The following is a 22,490-nucleotide window of genomic DNA, read 5'->3' as shown; positions in this document are numbered from 1 at the left end:
TTTAACAGTATAAATCAGTCTTTAAAAAGCTTAAAGCAGGTTCTAAAGTTATTTGCTTTGTAGCTAAAAACAACCATTGTTTATCTTAAAAGCTTCCTAAAAAAACAAGCATTACGCTCGTTAAAATACCTGTTAAAATGTTAAATAATGAAGGTTTTCTACTTAGTTTCTATAACATATAAAGCAAAAATTGGTAATTTAAAACACCTGCCACATTAAACTTTAACATTTTAAAGTACTACATCACTACAACAAACTAGACAGTAATAAAACGTATGTTGCATATAATGCTACAAATGTTGCAAAATACTGCATTTACTAGTGTTTGCTACATATTTTTTAGTGAACGCTTTAAATGTCTTAACAACTAATTTACATCTGTAGGTATATTTGGTAATATGAAAATTAACTACTCAAAAATGAGACGCCTTGTAGAAATAGGCTTAATAGCTGCAATAATTGCACTGCTCATATTTATTATAATGTATATATTCTAGTTTCTATATTTTAACAAGATTAATCAAATAAAAACACTCACAAATAATTACTAACAACACATAAAAAAGAAAGGAAAATTTATGACAAACTAATAAAGCAAAACTTACTTAATAAACTAACAAAAAAACTATTTTACTAACTTAAACTTTTTAATATGATAATAAGGTTAAAACACGTGATTGCTACACTTGTAATTATTATTACACAAACAGCATTTGCGCAAACAAAGACTGTTAGCGGTCTTGTTACAGACCAAGCCGGTATACCATTAGGTGGTGTTACCGTTATTGTATCTGGAACCACTAATGGGACCAGTACAGATTTTGATGGAAATTATACCATTGACAACGTTAAATCTACAGACAAATTAGACTTTACTTACATTGGTATGGTGCCACAAACTATAACTGTTGGCAGTAAAACTACCATAAATGTAACTATGCAAGAAGATGCACAAGCCTTAGACGAGGTTGTAATTGTTGGTTACGGTTCTAAGAAAAAGAGCTTGGTAACAGGTGCCATTTCTAGTATAGATAGTGAAGATATAAAAAGTACATCTGGCCAAAGGGTAGAGCAAGTTTTACAAGGTAGAACTTCTGGTGTTACGGTTTCTTCTTCTTCTGGTGCACCAGGTTCTGGAGCTAAAATTAGAATTAGAGGTGCTGGATCAAGTGGTAACTCAGATCCTTTGTATATTGTAGATGGTATGAAAACTTCTTCTATTGTAGATATTGCTCCAGGTGATATTGCTAATCTAGAAATTTTAAAAGATGCTGCTTCTGCCGCTATTTATGGTACAGAAGGTGCAAACGGTGTTGTAATTATTACTACTAAAAGAGGTAAACAAGGTGGCTTAAAAGTTGGATTTAACTCGCAACTAGCTATACAATCTGTAAAAACAGATATGGAGTTAATGAACGCCGAGCAGTTTGTACAGTATATGAACGAAGCCGGGCAAGCTAATGTTGCTTTAAATGGTTATGATACAGATTGGATAGACGAAACATTTAACAACGCTTTAATGTTTAGAAATGATATTAACCTTTCTGGAGCTACAGAAAAATTATCATACTATATGTCTGCATCTAACTTAAACCAAGATGGTATTGTTGGTAAAGGTAATTCTTCTTTTGAGCGTTCTACTTTTAGAGCCAATATTAAGGCAGATATTACAGAGTGGTTAGAAGCTGGTATAAATGCTACTTACTCTATTACAGACAAAAACGGTATTCAAGAAAATAATGATACCAGAGGTGTTATACAAAATATGTTAATTATAGATCCATTAACTCCGGTTTACTATGCAGATGGTCAAGTACCACAATCTGTTATAGATAGGTCTGCAGATAATGGCGTTCCTTTATTAACTTCTAGCAATGGTAGAGTTTATGGTTACCCAAGCTACTCTACAGGTGAGGTTATAAACCCTGTAGCTTTTGCTAATGATATTAATAAAACCATAACAGATACAGATCAATTTTTAGGGTCTGCATATTTAAAATTTAACTTGTTTGAAGGCTTTTCATTTACATCTAGATTTGGGTATGAAAACGGAAAAACAGAGGTTAGAAATAATGTAATTCCTTACTATGTTTCTTCTGAGGCAGCTAATACAAAGTATACCACATCACAAACTAAGTATGAAACTAAAAAGTGGTTATGGGAAAACTTTGCATCGTATACAAAATCTTTAAACGATCATAACTTTACTCTTTTAGCTGGTTACTCTGCAGAACAAACAAGGTTTGAAACTGTTTTATCTAGAAACGGCTCTGTAGATATAGACCAGTTTACTGGTTTTGATTTAGACTTACCTGGTTATACCGTAGAAGTTAAAGATATTTTACCTGCTCCAGATAATATGGTGTCTATGTATGGTAGGTTATCTTATGATTTTGCTGGCAAATACTTATTTGAAACTTCTATAAGAAGAGATAAATCAGATAAATTCCCAGATGCAAACAAGGCTGGTACATTCCCTGCTTTTTCTGCCGGTTGGGTATTATCTAAAGAAGATTTCTGGAAAGAAGACTCTAAACTAAACTACGCAAAATTAAGAGCTAGTTGGGGACAAAATGGTAGTAGAAGCAACTTAATAGGTAATGCAGATAAAACGTATGTTATTAGAGCTATTAATGGTGTAGATATTAATTATGAAGGACAAACAGGTGCACAAATCTCTGGATACTCTAATCCTAACTTAGTTTGGGAAACTTCTGAGCAATTAGATTTTGGTGCAGATTTTAGAGCTTTTGAAAACAGATTAAATTTCTCTGTAGATTACTACAAAAAAACCACAAAAGATGCCATTGTTAATAATGGAGGTTTAATTACACCTGGTTCTGCTGGTTTTCAATCTAACGAGTTTAATGCTGGTACTATAGAAAATAAAGGTTGGGAATTTGAACTTGGTTACGGAGATACAACTAGCGGCGGATTTAGATATGATTTTAACGCTAACTTATCTACCTTAAAAAATGAAGTAACAGAAATATTATTTGTTCCAGAAGGTGCTTCTATTATTGGTGCTGGTGCACAACAAAATCCAGATGGTGTTACTCGTTTTACAGAAGGTCAGCCATCTTGGTATTTCTATGGTTATAAAACAGATGGTATAGACCCAGCTACCGGTGAAGTAATTAAGGTAGATACTAACGGAGATACTATTGTAAACAACGCAGATAAAGTAAAAGTAGGTTCTCCTCACCCAGATGTATTATTTGGTGGTAACATTGCTTTAGGTTATAAGGCGTTTGATTTTAACTTACAGTTTCAGGGTACAATTGGTAACGATATTTTTGCTACTTACCACCAACCATCTAGACCTATTACTAACAAGCCTGTTCATTTTTATAATGAAAGATGGACTCAACCTGGTGATGTAGCTACATTTCCTGGTGCTGCCAATGTAATAGATTCTTATGATACAGATTTAATGGTAGAAGATGGTTCTTATATGAGAATTAAGCAAATACAAGTTGGTTATACATTACCAAAGAAAATTGCAGAGAGACTAAAAATAAACAATTTAAGAGTTTATGTATCTTTAGATGACTACTTTACCTTTACAGACTACAAAGGCTTAGATCCAGAAATTGGAAACTTTAGCTTTAATTCTATTGGTGTAGACAGAGGTTTTTATCCAACAGCTGCTAAAACAGTATTTGGCTTATCATTAGACTTTTAATAAATAGATATAGTATTATGAAAAAAATTATAATCGCAATGGTAACTATCCTTTTTATTGGAGGAGTTACTGCATGTAGTGAGGATTTTACAACAAATCCGCGAGAAGACGGAGAAGATTTGGAAACATTTTTTCTTGAAGAGGAAAACGTAGATGCAGCCATAATTGGTATTTATGATTTAATGCAACACACCTACTCTGTAGACTGGCACAGTGCATTTTTAGTAAAACAATTACCTGGTGATGATATGAATGCTGCCGGTGGTAACAGTGGAGATCAACCACAATTACAAGATATAGATGATTATGCAAACGTATCTACATCTAACCAATCTATAGAAAGTGTTTGGAACTTGTTTTACAGAACAATTTCTTTATCAAACTTAGTTATAGAAAACATTAAAGAAAGTGACTTAAGTAATAAAGAGTTAGCATTAGCTGAAGCTAAATTTTTAAGAGCTTGGTCTTATTTTGAGCTTACTACAATGTTTGGTGATGTTCCTTTAAGATTAACAATACCATCTACAGCAGATGAGTTTGGAATTGCTAAATCTCCTAGAGCAGATATTTACACACAAGTAAAAGCAGACTTAACAGACGCTATTGCTGGTTTACCAGACAAAACTGCTTTAACAGAAGACTTTAGAGTTTCTAAAGGTGCTGCACAGGCATTAATGGGTAAAGTATTGGTTTTTGAAGGATTATACGGAGAAGCTATTCCGTTTTTTGAAGCTGTAATTTCTAATCCAGCGCATGACTTAGAAGATAACCCAGAAGATGCTTGGAGTATTAACCACGAGTTTGGAAAAGAATCCTTATTTGAAATTGGTTTTATTTCTACAACCGGAAGAGACTGGGGTAACTTTGCTTGGGGCGGAAGAAATGAAAACAACATACACATACAGTTAATGGGGCCACGTGGTGATGGTATTTTTGATGTATCTCCTGTTGGTTTAATTAATGGTTGGGGCTTTAACTTACCAACTGCTAAACTTTTAAATGCTTTTGATGCTGCTGGTGATACAGACCGTAAACTAGCTACTGTAATGACAGAAGAAGAACTAATTGCTGCTGGCGGTAGTGTAGATGAAAGCGCTGCAACTGGCGGAAGTATTTGGGACTATGAAGGTGGTATTAGAATAAAATATGCTACAAAAGAAGAAGATACAAGTGCTGATGGTGTTAAAGAATTAAACTATGGTACTAACTATAGGTTATACCGTTATGCAGAAATGTTATTATTAGCTGCTGAAGCTTATAATAAAGATAATAAAGACGCTGAGGCAAGAACAGAACTTAACAAGGTTAGAAACAGAGCTGGTTTACCAGATGTAGATGCATCTTTAGCTGGAGACGATTTGTTTGAAGCTATTGTTAACGAAAAGTTTTTAGAATTAGCTCATGAAGGACAACGTTTTTGGGATTTAGTTCGTTGGGGTAAAGCTGCAACAGAATTAGCAGGAACAGGTTATACATCTAAAAATGATTTATTCCCTATTCCAGAAACAGAAATAGAGAAGAATTCTGAATTGACACAAGCAGATCAGAATCCTGGTTATTAGTAGTTAGATTTTTAGTTCATTTAATACGGCGGTATAAGTTATCTTATATCGTCGTATTTTTTTATCTAGTTTTAAATCGCATGTAGAGCACTTTCCTCTTTATGCGATTTTTTTGCATATACAAGGGTTAATATATAAAAAAACAAGTGTTTTTATCTTCATAAAATTAACAAAAATAGTTGTTGAAATTTGTTAAAAATACAATTTAAACAGCTGATTTTTAACTATATAAATAAAGCATTTCCTTTAACAATTAATTAACTTCGATTAGTTCTGAACTAACCGAACCAATTATATCTTTGTCGCTTCTTTTTAAACATAAAAAGAAAATAAAAACAAATACTAATTAAAAAAAAGGTATTGCAAATGAAGAAGAATATGTGCAGCAAAAAAAGTACACTAGTAGAAAAACTAGGAGTACACATAGAATCTAACAACGGATATTCTCCTATAGCTTCTAGAGTGCTTGCTTATATTATCCTAACAGGAAAAATAGGGACAACTTTTGAAGATTTAGTATCACTATTATGTGCTAGTAAAAGTACCATATCAACGCAGTTAAACTATTTAACAGACATAAAAGAGATAGAATATTTTACTAAAACTGGTGATCGTAAAAAATACTATGTAATTACTTCCAATAAAATAAAAAGTCATATTTCTAATATGATACAGAAATGGGAAGTAGAAAAAGAACTACATCAAGAAGTTAGAGATTATAAAAAAGAGATTAATGATTTAGAAACCACTACAGAAGAAGAAAAATTTGATTTAACATTTCATAACAATTACATACAATTTTTAAACCAAGCAATTACGTCCATCTCAAAACTAAACGTGGACAACATTAACCTATAAAGACAGAATAAAGATGAAAAAGAGAACTATTAGTAGAATTATAATTCCAATGGCAGCATTCCTTGTCATTGTGAGCTGTGGAAGCAAGCAAGAACAACAAGCACCACAGGCACCACCAGCACCTTTCCCGGTTGCACAATTACAACCTAAAACAGTAACAAGTTATGCAGAATACCCTACAACAATAGAGGGTATTGTAAATAGTGATGTTAGGGCAAAAACATCTGGTTACATTCAAAAAGTTTTAGTAGATGAAGGACAAAAAGTACGTAAAGGTCAGGTTTTATTTAGATTAGAAACACAATCTTTAAGTCAGGATGCTAGTGCAGCAAAAGCACGTATTAATGTAGCACAGGTAGAGGTTAACAAATTAATACCACTAGTAGAAAAAAATATTATTAGTGAAGTTCAGTTAGAAACTGCAAAAGCTAATTTAGCACAGGCTAAAGCTAATTACAGCAGTGTAAGTGCTAATATTGGTTACGCTACAATTAAAAGCCCTGTAGATGGTTACGTTGGTGCTATTAATTTTAGAGAAGGTGCTTTAATTTCTCCAAGTGACCCTACTCCACTTACTACAGTTAGTGATATTAGCAAAGTGTATGCATTTTTTAGCTTAAATGAAACACAATATTTAGACTTTTTAGAAAAGGCAGAAGGTAAAACTTTAAATGAAAAATTAGCAAATTACCCAGAGGTAAGTCTAATTTTAGCAAATGGTAGTACATACTCTGAAAAAGGTAAAATACAAACTAGTACAGGACAAATAAACCCAAGTACTGGTACCGTAAGTTTAAGAGCTATATTTAACAACCCTAACCGTTTAATAACAAATGGCAACAGTGGTAAAATACAAATACCTAATACGTTTGAAAATGCTATTGTTGTACCACAACAAGCAACATATGAGCAACAAGGTAATGTAATGATATTTAAAGTAGGAGAAGATAATAAAGTATCTACATCTATTATTAAAATAAAATCTACTGTAGATAATTTATATGTTGTAGAATCTGGTTTAGATCCTAAAGACAAAATTGTTACAACTGGTGTAGGTAAATTAAAAAATGGTGTGGTAATAACTCCTCAAGAAACTTCTTTTGATGATGCCATAAAACCTATAGCTACATTATTTAAAAACTAAAAAAATCTAAACTTATTTAGTTATGTTAAAAACATTTATTGAAAGACCCGTTCTTTCAACAGTAATATCTATTATCATTGTTGTACTTGGTGTTATAAGTATAACAAGTTTACCAATAGAAGAATATCCAGATATTGCGCCACCAACAATTAAGGTGTCGGCATCATATACAGGAGCCAATGCAGAAACGGTATTAGAGAGTGTAATTATACCTATAGAGGAGCAAATTAATGGTGTAGAAGGTATGAGTTATATTACCTCTACAGCATCTAACAACGGTACTGCCGAAATTACAGTTTATTTTGATCAAGAAATAGATGCAGATATTGCAGCTGTAAACGTACAAAACCGTGTAGCAAGAGCCAACCCTTTATTACCACAAGAGGTAATACAAACTGGGGTAACTACGCAAAAGCAAGAGACTAGTGCTTTAATGTTTATATCTATGTATTCTGAAAATGAAGATTATGATGCAACATTTATTCAGAACTACTTAAAAATAAACGTTATACCAGCAATGCAACGTATTAGCGGTGTTGGTGATGTATCTGTATTTTCTCAGCAAGATTATGCTATGCGTATTTGGTTAAAACCAGAAAAATTAGCAGCATATAATTTAATACCCTCAGATATTTCTGCTGCTTTAGCAGAACAAAACTTAGAAGCAGCTGCTGGTTCTTTAGGTGAAAATAATGGAGAAGCATTTTCATATACTTTAACCTATAGCGGGCGTTTTAAAGAACAAAAGCAATACGGAGATATTATTATAAAAGCATTAGGTAACGGAGAATTTTTACGTTTAAATGATGTTGCTACAATAGAGTTAGATGCACAATCTTACTCTTCTAACGCAATGAGTTTAGGAAACCCTGCAGTTTTTATGGGTATTTTTCAAACAAAAGGTTCTAATGCACAAGAAATTATAGAAAACATAAAAACCACTTTAGCATCTGTAGAAAAAGACTTGCCAGAAGGTTTAAATATATTTGTTCCTTATGATACAAGTTTATTCTTAAACGCATCAATAGAAAAAGTAATTAGTACACTTGTTGAAGCCTTTTTATTAGTTTTCTTAGTTGTATTTATCTTTTTACAAGATTTTAGATCTACTTTAATACCAGCAATTGCAGTACCTGTATCTATTATTGGTACCTTCTTTTTCTTAAGTGTATTTGGGTATTCTATAAATCTACTAACATTATTTGCATTAGTATTAGCTATTGGTATTGTGGTAGATGATGCTATTGTTGTGGTAGAAGCCGTCCATGCTAAAATGGATGAAGGAGTTAAAAATCCTAAAAAGGCTACACTTATTGCAATGAACGAGATTTCTGGAGCCATTATATCTATTACATTAGTAATGGCAGCTGTATTTATTCCGGTAACATTTATTACGGGGCCTACTGGTGTTTTTTATGAGCAATTTGGAGTTACTTTAATTATTGCCATTTTAATTTCTGCAGTAAACGCATTAACATTAAGTCCGGCTTTATGTGCTTTATTATTAAAAGAGCATAAACATGATGAAGAATTAAAAGGCAAAAGTCCATTACAACGTTTTTATACTTTATTTAACCGTGGCTTTAATGCTACTATAGACAGGTATGGTAAATCGCTTCAATTTTTATACAAAAGAAAATTTGTTTCTGTATTGTTATTAATAATTGCAGGTGTGGGTATCTACTGGGCATCACAAACAACACCAACTGGTTTTGTACCAGATGAAGATAGAGGTATTATTTTTGCAAACATAGAATTACCTGCGGGTTCTTCTTTAGATAGAACCGATGCTGTTTCTAGAGATTTATACTCTAAAATAAACGGTATAGAAGGTATTGCTGGTGTTAACTTTATTAAAGGTCGAAGTTTAATTAGTGGTGCTGGTACCAACTACGGTTTTGGTATTATTAAATTAAAAGATTGGACAGAGCGTGAAGATCCTTCTACATCTGTACAGGCCATAACAGGTAAGTTATTTGGTATTGCATCTACAATGCCAGAAGCAAATATTATTTTCTTCTCACCACCAAGTATACGTGGTTTTGGTAACTCTGCTGGTTTTGAAGTTAACTTATTAGATAAATTTGGAGGTGAGTTTACAGAATTAGACAAAACAAACAAAGAGTTTGCAATGGCTTTAATGTCTCACCCCGAAATTAAGTATGCACAATCTTCATTTAATACAAGTTACCCACAGTATGAGATGGATATTAATGTACCACTAGCTAAAGAAAAAGGAGTATCTGTTAGCAGTATCTTCTCTACTTTACAGGGTTATATTGGTGGTGTGTACGCATCAGATTTTTCTAGATTTGGTAAACAATTTAGAGTATACATACAGGCCTTACCAGATGACAGAGCTAGTGTAGATGATTTAAACAGTATGTATGTTAGAACAGATGCTGGTGAAATGACGCCTATTACACAGTTTGTAAACTTAGAGCGTGTGTATGGTCCACAATCTGTAACTCGTTTTAACTTATTTAATTCTACAAAAATAACAGGTGCTACAAACGAAGGTTTTAGTACAGGTGATGCTATTAGAATTATAGAAGAGGAAGTTGCTAAATTACCTAGTAATTATACAGTTGCTTATTCTGGTTTAACACGTGAAGAAGTAAATGCTGGTAGTCAAACCACATTTATATTTATACTAAGTATTTTATTTGTTTACTTTTTATTAAGTGCACAGTATGAGAGTTACTTACTACCATTTGCAGTAGTATTATCATTACCATTTGGTGTATTTGGAGCTTATATAAGTACTAAGTTTTTAGGCTTAGAGAATAACATTTACTTCCAAATTGCATTAATTATGCTTATTGGTTTACTTGCTAAAAATGCCATATTAATTGTAGAGTTTGCACTGCAACGTAGAAGAGCAGGAGAATCTATTGTAGATGCTGCTATAGATGGTGCTAAATCTCGTTTAAGACCAATTTTAATGACTTCTTTTGCCTTTATTTTAGGTTTAATGCCATTAGCATTAGCAAAAGGTGTTGGTGCAGAAGGTAACAACTCTATTGGTACTGGTGCCGCTGGTGGTATGTTAATTGGTACCATATTAGGGGTATTTGTTATTCCAATACTGTTTATTTTATTTCAATGGTTACAAGAAAAAGTTTCAGGTAAACCAGCAATTCAAACTACAGAAGAATAAAAACTATGAAATCTACAATAAAATATAAATTTATTAGCAAAACAGCGCTTATAGTAGTTGTTGCTTTTACACTACAAAGTTGTTTTGTTGCTAAGGATTATGATAGGCCAGAGTTACCACAAACCGAGGCCTTATACAGAACAGACAATTTGCCTACAGATAGTATATCTATGGCAAATGTGTCTTGGAAAAACTTGTTTACTGACAATTATTTGGAGCAGTACATACAAGAAGGTTTGCAAAACAATTTAGATATTAGAATTGCAATTCAACAATTGGCAGCTGCAGAGGCTTATGCTAAACAAGGTAAGGCTGGGTATTTTCCAACATTAAGCATTGGTCCTAATTACACACACCAAGAGTTATCTAAAAACAGTCAGTTTGGTTCTTTTTTAAGTAATACTTCTACAGACCAGTATGATATTACTGCTAACCTATCTTGGGAAGCTGATATTTGGGGTAAAATAAGAAGCAATAAAAGAGCCACACAAGCTGCATATATGCAAAGTGTTGCTGGGCACCAAGCTGTAAAAACACAGCTTATTTCTAGTATTGCAAATACATATTATAACTTATTGGCTTTAGATGCCCAATTAGCTATTACTAAAGAAACAATTAAGACTAGAGAAAGTAGTGTAGAAACAATTAAAGCCTTAAAAGATGCTGGTAATGTAACTCAAGTTGCAGTAGACCAAAACATAGCACAATACAATAGTGCAAAAGCTTTAAAAGTAGATCTTGAAGCTGCTATTTTTAGAACAGAAAATACGTTAAGTATATTATTAGGTAAGGCACCACAAAGCTTTAAGAGAAGTAGTTTAGACATACAAAAAATAGAAACCGACTTAGCGCTTGGTGTACCAGCTACATTACTTAGCAACAGACCAGATGTTATGGCGGCAGAATATGGTTTAATTAATTCTTTTGAGCTTACAAATGTTGCTAGAAGTAGTTTTTATCCTTCATTAACATTAACAGCTTCTGGGGGATACCAAAGTTTAGAGTTAGATAAATTATTAGACGCTAACTCCCTTTTTGCAAATATAGTTGGTGGTTTAACGCAGCCTATTTTTAATCAGCGTAAGCTAAAAACACAAAAAGAAGTTGCGCTAGCACAACAAGAACAGTCTTTATTACAATTTAAAAAGACACTTTTAACTGCTGGTTCTGAGGTATCTAATGCTTTGTATACGTACAATGCAGAAACTGAAAAATATGAGTACAGATTAAAACAAGTTGAAGCCTTACGTAGAGCAGAGCAAAACTCTGAAGAGTTACTTAAAAATGGGTACGCAAATTACCTAGATTTATTAACTGCCAGAGAAAGTGCTTTAAATGCAGAACTTAATATTATTGATAGCAAATTACAGCAACTAACAAGTATTGTAAATTTATATGAAGCTCTTGGTGGCGGCTGGAAATAATATAAGTAGTAATGATCACTAAAAAAGAGCTTTTAGAATGTGCTAAAGCCAATTTTACAAAATTTGGCAGCAAACGTATTACTTTAGATGAGTTAGCAAAAACGCTAGGAATTTCTAAAAAAACGATTTATGTACATTTTAAAAACAAAGAAACTTTAGTGAACAAAAGTGTTACGTCTTTAATAAACGATTATAAATTGGATATTAATGAAATTGTTAAAAACAATTTAAATGACGATATACTTACTATTATACTAATATACAAACGAGGGTTTGAGTATCTAAGATACTTTAAACCCTCGTTTATTTTTGGTTTAAAAAAATACTATCCTAAAGCCCATACTACTTTTTACAATTTTAGGCATGAGCTTGCTTTTACAATCATTTATAACCTTTTAAAAAATGCTAAAGAAAAAGGACAAATTTTACCTAATGTAAACCTTAAACTGGTTACAGAGTTATATTTTTTAAATGTAGGGACTATTGCTTTTTCTTCAGACAATCTTTTTAATATTTATGATTCTGATACAATTTTAAAACATTTAATTGTTTACAATTTAAAAGGTATAACTGTAAAAGAGTACGCTAACAGTTATTATAACTAACGTCACTTTTTAAGTATATTGGCATCTAAAAAATATGTCATTTTTAATGATACTGTAGTGCTATTATTTTCTTCTAAAACACGTTTTAAATTTGTACCATAATTAGAGTTTACTGCTGCATTATAGTAGTTAGACCCAAGTTTGCAAGCTAAACTAACTTCACTAGCTGGTGCAAACTGCCATTTGGCTAAAACATCTATATTAAACTGATTAAAATTATCATCATAATCATCTGGATTTATACTAAAATTATTAGTCATAAAATCACCATTATTTTTTAGTGTAAATTGGTTATTATAATCTACTGTAATCCAATAATGACGCAAACGCATATTTACATTTAAGGTAGAGTTTACAGCATAATTTAAAGTAATTGCGTTGTTTAATTCTTTTACTTTTCTACTACCAAAAACAATATCATTTTCCTCATTTTTTATAAATCCTACTCCGTTTGGTTTGTCTTCTAAAGCCTGACTAAAATAAAGAGAAAAGTGCTGACCAACTCTTGCCCGCAGACCATAGCCCGTAATAAACTCATTTGTAAACACATCAGAATTGTAATATTTAACCAAAACCATATATGCAGATAATGAAATGTTTTTGTTACTATTTGTTTGGTATTCTAAAAAGGTTTCTGCTTGTGCTGGCACATTAAAATATCTATCTTTTGTACGTGCTTCAAAAAAGTTTTTGCCTTTAGCTAAATATCTAAATTCAGCAAAAAAAGTATGATTATTTTTTTTTAACACACCATAGGTGCCCAATTTATAATACGTTTGCTCTTGCTTCATTAAACTGTAATAGTACCTCTGCTGGTGATCTAAAAAAACTTGATATCTAGAAAATATTTTTTTAGGCTTATTATTGGTATAACTTAAATCCCCTTTAAAGCGCAGCTCATTGTTTCTAGACAAATATCCAAAATCATTAGAGTCAAATTTATCATCTAGTAATTTAATAGATGCTCCTCCTCGCCATTTGCCACTAACTTTACCCGCATAACCATAGTACTCGTGTCCAAACTCGTCTTCCGTATTAGAAAAATATTTTTGAGAAAGTGCCTTTTTAAAGTACATAGAGTAGGTTCTGTTTTTATTGTAATAACGATACAAAAGTGCTGTTAAGTTAGCATCATAAATAGCGCCACTGCGCAATACAGAGTTATTTATAAAAGTTAAAGATGAGTTGTTTTTTAATGCTTTATCTAAAACAATTGCATTATAATTGGTTAGTGGGTTAGTTACAACTTTTCTTGTAGTATTGGTATTTATATTCTTAATTTCGGCTTCACTCTCTGCAGTAATTCCGTTTAAAACACCAATAGACAATCCGTTTTTAGATTTACCTGTAAACTTAAGTAAGTTAATAATGTTAGATGTAACTGGGTTTTCTTTAACCTCCTCATTTTCAGATAAATGAATGTTATCTTTAGATATTGGCGCACCTCCTATTCTACGTGTATACAAATAACCACCTTTGTCAAAAATCTCTGTACCTTCTACAAAAAACTGTCTATTTTCATTAAACTTTACTTCAAAAGGAGATAGATTAAAAATTTGATCGTCTGATGGTGCCTGACTAAAATCTGGAATAAGAGAAACATCTAATGTATATGCATTTTTGTGCACATACTTTACATCTAAACCGCCATTAAAAGTTGTATTTTTAGTACCAGTAGGACTCTTTTCTGTTACTACAGATACAAACGGATTAAAAGACAAATTAAGCGGTGGCGTTATACTGTTTAATCCATTTAATTTTCCTAGCTGATTTAAATATCCGTCTACATCTAACCGTATTGGGTTCCAATAGGCATCTTCATTTAAAGCATTTGTTATACGTTGAAAATTGATCTTAAAATTGCTTAAATCCTCTTTAGGAAAACGTATACTATTAAACGGTATTTTCATTTCTACAATCCATTTAGTAGCATACAATTTTACTTTACTCTGCCAAACAACATTGTAATTTGCGTAAGTATCGGTTGGTGTTATTTTTTGGTCGGACTGTACACCTGCAGCTGTAACAGAAAAATCGTAACCTTCTCTAGCCTCTCCAAAAGGATCTATTTGTATGCCAAAAACATCTGCATTACCCACATCATCTCTGGCTGTTAATTGGCTGCTAATTTCATTTTTATCATCAACATATAAAACACCTAAAACATACAAGTAACTATCATCAAATAAAATAGCTATATCTGTTTTTTGTTTAGATGATTTTCCGGCCTCTGGCAAGGTTTGTATAAAATTACCTGCCACTAAATGTTGCTGCCATATTGCTTCTGTAGCTTCTCCATCTATCTTAATAATTTCTGTTGCTTTATGTATTTTTATACTTTTTTGGGCTGTTACGTTATGTAGTACAAACCCAAATACACACAAGACTACCAACCTACAGATATTGGTTTTTTTACTAATTTTCATAATTGGTTGTTTTTTAATTGACAACACAAATGTGAGATTGTTATACCATACTATTGGTTAAGCCAAGGTTAAAGGGCAGTTAATGGCAAGGCAACTAAAAAAATTGTTCTATTAACAAAAGAGCAAAAGACCTTTAAATGCTATAAACAGGGCGAATATTAACGTTAACGAAGGGTTAACGACTTCTGTTTACGGTACATAATGTAGGTTTATTGGTATTTTTGACTAGCAGAAAATAACCAATGAAAAACAAAACAACCATATTAATAAGTACCGCTATACTAGTTTTAATAGCGTTATCGTCTATACAGGCGTACTTAATAAACAATACTTACCAACTAAAAAAGAAAGCTTTTATTAATGAAACTACAGATGTTATCTCTGTAATAGATGACAATACTAAACTAGATTCATTGTACAATATATGGGGAGATAATTTAAAAAATTACATAGCAGATTATAAAAACAATCGTTTATCTAAACACCAAATTGTTAGTAGGTCTAAAGAAAAAAGTGATAGCCTAAATACCGAGTTTAAAAAAATATTTAAAGCAGAACTTAAAAAAGTAAATTTAGGGTATGATGTAGATTTTAAAATGAATTTAACTAGCGTTGTTCTTTTAGATAAAGTTAAAAATGACACCATATTTTCTGCTGGCAAAAAAGAATTAAGATTATTTGGCGAAGATTTTGAAGATAAAAACGCAAAAACCATTAACAACGCTAAGTGGTTTTCTGAGCAAGAATTTGTTGAAAAAATTAAAGATGAAATAAAAATAAACACCTTTGATTTAGAAGTAAAAACAGAAAATAAAATAGTTATAAAAGACTGGAAAAGTATTGTATATAAAAGAATGGCCTTTTTATTTTTTGCCTCTGTACTAATATTTTTAATTGTTATTGGGCTTTTATACTACGCCATTAAAAACTTAATAACACAGAAAAAAATAACAGCTATTAAAACCGATTTTATAAATAATATTACGCATGAGTTAAAAACACCTTTAGCTACATTAAGTATAGCATCTAAAAGTCTTAAAAAAGAAGAAATTAAAAATAATGAAGTAATTTTTAACAGCACACTTAATATTGTAGATAGGCAAAATGAACGTTTACAAAAACTAATAGATCAAGTAATGACTAACAGCCTTAGCTCTAGAGAAATTATACTAAACAAAGAGCAGGTTATTGATAATGAGTATTTTAAAAACTTAATTGATGATTTTAAATTATCTGTACAACAACAAGACGTTACTATTGTAAACAACGTTTGTAGCGCAGAGGTTTTATTACGTATTGATAAATTTCATTTTACCACAGCGTTACTAAACATATTAGAAAATGCAGTAAAATATGGTTCAGCATCTATAAAAATCACCATAGAAACAAAGCATATAAACGGAGAATATTGTATTAACATAACTGATAATGGTATTGGCATACCAGAAAAAAACCTACCCCTAATTTTTGATAAATTTTACAGAGTTACAGAGGGCAATTTACACAACGTAAAAGGTTTAGGTTTAGGCTTGTATTATACTAACCAAATTATAAAAGCACATAATGGTTCTATTGCTATACATAGCCAATTACATAAAGGAACAACGTTTACTATTAAAACACCAATAAACTAATGCAAAAAACCACTGTTTTATTAGCCGAGGACGATTTTGATTTTGGAAGTATTTTAAAACAATACTTAGAAATTCACAATTTTGCAGTTACCTGGGCAAAAGATGGAAAAGAAGCTTTAGATATTTTTATGTTAGAAGCTAACAACAACACTCCTTTTGGTATTTGCGTTTTTGATGTGATGATGCCAAAAATGGATGGCTTTACTCTAGCAGAAAAAATAATAAACAATAGCCCAGAAACCCCTTTTGTTTTTTTAACTGCAAAAAAAATGAAAGAAGATAAAATAAAAGGTTTAAAACTTGGAGCAGATGATTATATAGTAAAACCTTTTGAAGCAGATATTTTAGTATTACGATTAAAAAATATATTAAAAAGAACACAAAAAATCATTCATCAATCAAAAAACAACAGCAGTTACAACATAGGCGCCTATGTTTTTAACCCTGTTAATTACCAACTAATATTTAACAACACCACACAACGGCTAACAGAAAAAGAAGCTCAATTAATAGCCTATTTTTTTGAGAACAAAAACCAAATGGTAAAAAGAGATCATTTACTTAATGCCGTTTGGGGTACAGACGATTTTTTCTCTGGTCGTAGTATGGATGTTTTTATTAGTAGGCTCCGTAAATATTTTAAAGAAGACAACAACATTTCTATAGAGAGTGCGCGTGGTGTTGGCTTAACCTTTAAAATTAAGGAGTAAAAGTAACAACAAAAACTTCTGTGAAAAACAGAAATTAAAAACAAAAATCTATGAAAAAAATAACAATATTAACAGTACACATTATTTTATTTTTGCTAGGAAGCACAGTACTAGCACAAACAATACCAACACCGCCAAAACCACCAACAACACATACATCTTCTTCTAGTTCTATGTCTTATTCTAAAACCAGTAGTGATAACCAAGGCGGAAACATTTCTATAGCTATTAGCAATACTAATGATAGCTATAAGTTTAAAGCAAAATTCCCTGAAGAAAGATATGTAGAAATAGTATCTGTCTTAAAAAATGAATTAGAATCTAAAAAAATGACCAAATCTGGTAGTACTTATTCTTGGGTATCTAATGCTAATGGTAACGAAGTTTACAACGTTAATTTAAACTCTAAAAAGCTAACAATGTCTTTAGATAAAAGTATTGCTTCTGATGCTCTTATTACAAAGTTTGAAGCCTTGGGTAAAACACTTAAAACAGTTATTTCTGGTAATGATGAAACAAAAAGAGAAGCAGAAGAATTACAGCGTGAAGCAGATAGATTACTTAGAGATGCAGAAAGAATGAAACGTGAAGCTGCCAGAATACAAAGAGAAGCAAAGCGCATAGAGCAGGCTAATTTGGAAAGCTACAAAGAAGATGCTATACGTATTGCTGAAGAAGCCAAACGTTTAGCAGAAAAAGCTGCAATAATCAGCGTAGAAGCAAGTCATAAAGGAGCTATTAATACTCCTTTAAAAATGTTATTGCGTAGTAACAAAACTTACTTAAGTAATACCCTAAAAAACACAATTAATTATACTTGGCCAAGTGCGCAAAATGAGCTTATTACAGCTCTTTTAAAAAATAATATGGTACAATCTAAAAATAATATTGTTTTTAATACAGACCCAACTGGTGTATACATAAACGGCACAAAACTTACCAACACGCAAATTAACCAGTACAAGAGTATTTTAAAAAGATATAACATTACGCCAGATAATACATTCTCGTTCTACAAAACAGACAATAATATTGTTATTATTAATAACAATGCAAAACTTACTAGCTTTTTAAAAAATTTAAAAGAAAAAGGGTATATAAACTCTTTAAAAGACAAATTGCTTTTAGAAATTAACGGTACCAGTATTATAAAAAACGGAAAAGCTGTTTCTACTAAAGATGTAGCAATTTACAACAGACTGCTTTTACAAAATAACATTATACCTGCGCCTGGTAAAATTATAGAAATAACAGCTTCTAATGCTTATAAATTAGGGTATACATTAAACAACAAATCACATATAGGAACTTGGGTTATGCCTTAAGTAAAGCACAACCCAGTTCTTAATTTTATAAACTATTTTTTTGTTACAGACATTGAGTATGGTTTAGCTTCCTTAGCCGTTCCTCTACTCTTGTTTGGTGTGTTTTTCATACTAAAATTATAAGTTGCACCACTCATAATATCATCATACGTAATGTAGTTTTTAGTATAGCTATTTCCGTTTTTCTGTACCTCATCAATATAAATATTTTCTTTACTATTATTTGGGGCATTAACTGTAAATGTTTTACCGTTTCTTAAATGCATTTTTACACTTTTAAACAACGGACTACCCAAAGCATATTCTCCAGTTCCTGGAGTTACAGGATAAAAACCAGCAGCAGAAAACACATACCAGGCAGATGTTTGCCCGTTATCTTCATCACCACATAAACCATCTGGTGCAGAAGAATATAACTTATCCATTACATTACGCACGTGCATTTGTGTTTTCCAAGGTTGTTCTAACCAATTGTACAAATAAATTGCGTGCTGTATAGGTTGGTTTCCGTGTGCATATTGCCCCATATCTGCAACCAGCATTTCTGTAATTTCGTGTATTTGTTGTCCGTAGTAAGAGTCATTAAAAGTGGGTGCTGCAGTAAAAACATCGTCTAACCTAGAGCGCATTTTAGCTACACCTCCAAAGTCTTCTGCTAAACCTAACGGATCATGAAAAACACACCACGTCCAGTGCCAAGCAGCACCTTCTGTAAAAGCATCTCCCCATTTGTCTGGTGTATATGTAGTTGCCCATGAACCATCTTTATTTTTACCACGCATAAAACCTATTTTAGGATCAAATACATTTTTATAATTTAAAGATCGTTCTCTAAATAACTTAACCTGTTTTTTAGGCTTTCCTAATGCTTCTCCCAATTCTGCAATACTCCAATCTGCAAAAGCATACTCTAAAGTACGTGCTGCATTTTCATTTACGCCAACATCATAAGGCACATATCCTAAATTATTATAAAATTCAGCTCCAAAACGACCAACAGAATTAACAGGTCCTTTACGGGTTGAATTTTTAACAACGGCTTCATACAAGGTTTCAATATCATACCCTCTAATACCTCTTAAATAAGCATCAGCAATGTTTATAGCAGAGTTAGACCCTATCATACAATCTCTATGTCCAGGGCTGGCCCACTCTGGTAACCAACCACTTTCATTATACGTATTTACAAGGCCTTGCATTACATTGCTTAAATACTCTGGATACATTATTGTGAAAAATGGAAAAACAGCTCTAAATGTATCCCAAAAGCCATTATCTGTAAACATATAACCAGGTAAAACTTCTCCGTTATATGGACTGTAATGTACTATTTCATTAGCTGCATTTAGCTCATAAAACTTTCTTGGAAACAATAAAACTCTGTACAAAGCGGTGTAAAATGTTCTGTATTCTTCTACAGTACCACCTGCAACCTCCATACGGCCTAACTCTTTATTCCAAGCTGCAGCAGCTTTTTCTTTAGTCTGATTAAAAGTATCATCTCCTATTTCTCTTTTTAGGTTGATTTCTGCTTGCTCTAAACTAATAAAAGACGATGCTACTTTTGCTGTAACTTGTTCCCCATCTTTTGTTGAAAAACTGATAGCTGCACCAACGTGGTAACCCTCTGCTACCTTATTATAAGATGTTTGTTCTTTTTCTTCCTTTTCTTTTTTCCAAGTTAAAATCTCATCAAAATCTTTATCAAAAACTAAAACAAAATAATTGTGAAAATTACCCGGTACGCCACCACTATTATTTCTACAATACCCAATAATTTTGCGCTCTTCTGGTATTATTTTTACCATAGAACCTTTAAAAAAACCATCTACAAGAATATGAGATTTTTTAGACTCAGGAAACGTAAACCTAAATTGGGCGCCTCTTTCTGTTGGTGTAATTTCTGTAGTTACATCATAGTCTGCCAAGTAAGCACTGTAGTAATGTGGTTTACTAATTTCTGCTTTGTGTGAATACCAAGAAGCTCTCTCGTCCTCATTAATTTTTAATTTTCCTGTTTCTGGAAATAATGAAAATGCTGCATAATCATTAATCCACGGACTTGGTTGGTGGGTTTGTTTAAAACCTCTAAGTTTTAAAGCATCGTAGGTATATCCCCAGCCGTCTCCCATTTTACCAGTTTGGGGCGTCCAAAAGTTCATTCCCCACGGTGTAGCTATTGCAGGGTAAGTATTACCGTTAGACAATGCAAACTCTGAGTCTGAACCTACCAATGGGTTTACATAATCTACATAAGAAACTCCCGTGTTAGATTGTGCTACTACAGCAGTTGTTACAAGTACAATTAGGGGAAAAAGTATTTTTATTAATTTCATTTTTTGAGATTGTTTACACTATTTTTTATGGATAATATTTTACTAATTTAAGGTTATTTGTGCCGTATTTTAACTAAAAAAAGAGGAGGAATAATTTTCCTCCCCTTAAAAAACTAAATAATTACACTAAAAAACTATTTATCCCACCATACTCTTGTGGTAAGTACATCTGGACCTTGAGATGCAATTGCCGCAGCATAGTTGTCTGGGTTATTACTTTGCTCGCTTGTAGAGTACGTTAACCTTCTTGGTATTGTACCTCCTGTTTCATTACCAGGATAATTTGTTGGTGTTAGGTTAGGGAAACCTGTTCTCCTCCAATTAGCAAAAGCTTCATACTCATTTAAAAAAGTTGCAGCCCAATATTGGGTGTTAATTTGCTCTAATGCATTTGCTGCATCAAACGGGTTTGCTGTTAAATAAGCATCTATATCTGCATCATCTATAATAGCGGCATCACCATAAATTGCTAACATTTTCATTGCTGCTCTTACTCCTGCATTGTAGTGTGCTTCTGCATTACCACCTGCTAACCCCCAACGCTCTGCTGCTTCTGCAAGCATAAACTCTACCTCAGCATAAGTCTGAAAAAACATTGGCGCACCTTCACCAGTAATAATACTTCTGTTAGGTTCTGCATATAAATCTGTATCTTTTTCTCCTGTAGACTCCTCTAATAACTGGCTATCTAATCCGTTTGGCAAACCTTTTAAATCTGCAACATTAGTACTACCATCACTTTTACGAGCTGCTAAAATTGGCAGTCTAGGATCTCCCTGTAAAAAGTCTATAAACGTTTTACTCATTCTAGGGTTGCTATCTGCTGTAAAAACTTCTCCGTTACCGTTTTTATTTATTCCCTCTGGGCCAGCAGTATGTTGTATGTATGCAATATCATCATTAGATTCCATTACGCCACCAGCTATTGCTTTAGTTGCCCAAGCCTCAGCCGCAGCAGGATCTACTTTTATTAAGCGTAGACCTAACCTTAGCATCATAGAATTTCCAAATTTTTTCCATTGAGATTGATCTCCTTGAAACATTAAATCTGCATCTCCAAAACCAGAAACTCCGGTACCTAATACTGCAACAGACTCTTCTAACTCTTTTAGCATATCTGCATAAATATCACTCTGCTTGTCATATTTAGGAGTTAGGTTTCCTGTTAGTACCGCTTTACCAGCTTCAGAGTAAGGAACATCACCATACAAATCTGTTAATCTGTGGTAAATAAAAACTCTCATTATTCTAGTAATAGCTTTCATTTCTTCTGGCTGTTCTTCTTCATCTAATTGAACAAGCATATCCTCTACGGTTTTTATAGCATTACCGTAAATACGATCTATCATAGAAGATGCATAGCCTTTGTTCCATGTATATTTATCTCCAGACCAATAGCCTGCTGTTGTAGATAAATGCTGCATCATTGTAGAAGAGTATATTAAATTTGCTCTCCAGTTCTCATAACGTTCACCTGATGTGTATAGTTGAGCAGCACTAAGCTTAGTGGTAGCCGGCACCTGATTTGGTGCTGTTGGGTTAACGTTTAGCTCTTCAAAACCTTTATCACAGGCTCCAAGAACTAATACAAATGATAATATAAATAATATTTTTCTCATGT

Annotated in this window: 13 protein-coding genes; 10 read left to right on the top strand and 3 right to left on the bottom strand. The window is 32.3% G+C overall.

Annotated features, from left to right (window positions below; all coding sequences use genetic code 11):
- The first annotated feature begins 652 nt into the window (after positions 1–652).
- The 7 genes from CELLY_RS11820 to CELLY_RS11790 all read left to right on the top strand — a co-directional run bounded on the left by CELLY_RS11820 (position 653) and on the right by CELLY_RS11790 (position 12,438).
- On the top strand, positions 653–3,685 hold the full coding sequence (locus CELLY_RS11820) for a SusC/RagA family TonB-linked outer membrane protein (protein ID WP_013621914.1): 3,033 nt from the start codon (positions 653–655) through the stop codon (positions 3,683–3,685).
- A 17-nt stretch (positions 3,686–3,702) separates the two neighbouring features.
- Positions 3,703–5,247 carry a RagB/SusD family nutrient uptake outer membrane protein gene (locus CELLY_RS11815; RefSeq protein WP_013621913.1) on the top strand — a complete coding sequence of 515 codons (1,545 nt, stop codon included), beginning with the start codon at positions 3,703–3,705 and terminating at the stop codon, positions 5,245–5,247.
- Between the two features lie 366 nt (positions 5,248–5,613).
- Positions 5,614–6,105, top strand: a complete 492-nt coding sequence (locus CELLY_RS11810) for a GbsR/MarR family transcriptional regulator (protein WP_013621912.1) — start codon at positions 5,614–5,616, stop codon at positions 6,103–6,105.
- Positions 6,106–6,118: 13 nt separating this feature from the next.
- On the top strand, positions 6,119–7,249 hold the full coding sequence (locus tag CELLY_RS11805) for an efflux RND transporter periplasmic adaptor subunit (RefSeq protein WP_013621911.1): 1,131 nt from the start codon (positions 6,119–6,121) through the stop codon (positions 7,247–7,249).
- Between the two features lie 22 nt (positions 7,250–7,271).
- A complete protein-coding gene (locus tag CELLY_RS11800) occupies positions 7,272–10,409 on the top strand; it encodes an efflux RND transporter permease subunit (RefSeq protein ID WP_013621910.1) in 3,138 nt (1,045 codons plus the stop codon).
- Between the two features lie 5 nt (positions 10,410–10,414).
- A complete protein-coding gene (locus CELLY_RS11795) occupies positions 10,415–11,833 on the top strand; it encodes an efflux transporter outer membrane subunit (protein ID WP_013621909.1) in 1,419 nt (472 codons plus the stop codon).
- A gap of 11 nt (positions 11,834–11,844) precedes the next feature.
- The gene (locus CELLY_RS11790) at positions 11,845–12,438 is read left to right on the top strand and encodes a TetR/AcrR family transcriptional regulator (RefSeq protein WP_013621908.1); all 594 of its coding nucleotides are present in this window, start codon (positions 11,845–11,847) and stop codon (positions 12,436–12,438) included.
- Positions 12,439–12,440: 2 nt separating this feature from the next.
- Here the strand turns inward: CELLY_RS11790 and CELLY_RS11785 are convergent, their stop codons facing one another.
- Entirely contained in the window at positions 12,441–14,864 is a 2,424-nt protein-coding gene (locus CELLY_RS11785; protein ID WP_013621907.1) for a DUF5916 domain-containing protein, read from the bottom strand.
- 242 nt (positions 14,865–15,106) lie between these two features.
- On the opposite strand from CELLY_RS11785, the gene CELLY_RS11780 reads away from it, so the two are divergent.
- The 3 genes from CELLY_RS11780 to CELLY_RS11770 are packed head-to-tail and all read left to right on the top strand — an operon-like array spanning position 15,107 to position 18,533.
- Positions 15,107–16,498: a sensor histidine kinase gene (locus CELLY_RS11780; RefSeq protein WP_013621906.1), complete on the top strand. Its 1,392-nt coding sequence runs from the start codon at positions 15,107–15,109 to the stop codon at positions 16,496–16,498.
- Positions 16,498–17,208, top strand: coding sequence for a response regulator transcription factor (locus tag CELLY_RS11775; protein WP_013621905.1), 711 nt, complete (start codon positions 16,498–16,500; stop codon positions 17,206–17,208). The genes CELLY_RS11780 and CELLY_RS11775 overlap by 1 nt, the downstream gene beginning before the upstream one ends.
- 50 nt (positions 17,209–17,258) lie before the next feature.
- Positions 17,259–18,533, top strand: coding sequence for a hypothetical protein (locus tag CELLY_RS11770; RefSeq protein ID WP_013621904.1), 1,275 nt, complete (start codon positions 17,259–17,261; stop codon positions 18,531–18,533).
- 32 nt (positions 18,534–18,565) lie between these two features.
- On the opposite strand, the gene CELLY_RS11765 is transcribed toward CELLY_RS11770, so the two are convergent.
- Together CELLY_RS11765 and CELLY_RS11760 are read right to left on the bottom strand one after the other, a co-directional pair.
- Positions 18,566–20,869, bottom strand: a complete 2,304-nt coding sequence (locus tag CELLY_RS11765) for a GH92 family glycosyl hydrolase (protein WP_013621903.1) — start codon at positions 20,867–20,869, stop codon at positions 18,566–18,568.
- Between the two features lie 134 nt (positions 20,870–21,003).
- Complete coding sequence (locus CELLY_RS11760) at positions 21,004–22,488, bottom strand: SusD/RagB family nutrient-binding outer membrane lipoprotein (protein WP_013621902.1); 1,485 nt, start codon at positions 22,486–22,488, stop codon at positions 21,004–21,006.
- Between the last annotated feature and the right edge of the window lie 2 nt (positions 22,489–22,490).

The organism is Cellulophaga lytica DSM 7489, from assembly GCF_000190595.1.
Taxonomy (GTDB): domain Bacteria; phylum Bacteroidota; class Bacteroidia; order Flavobacteriales; family Flavobacteriaceae; genus Cellulophaga; species Cellulophaga lytica.
Note: the sequence above shows the minus strand (reverse complement) of the source record. Positions and strands in the feature narration are given on the sequence as shown.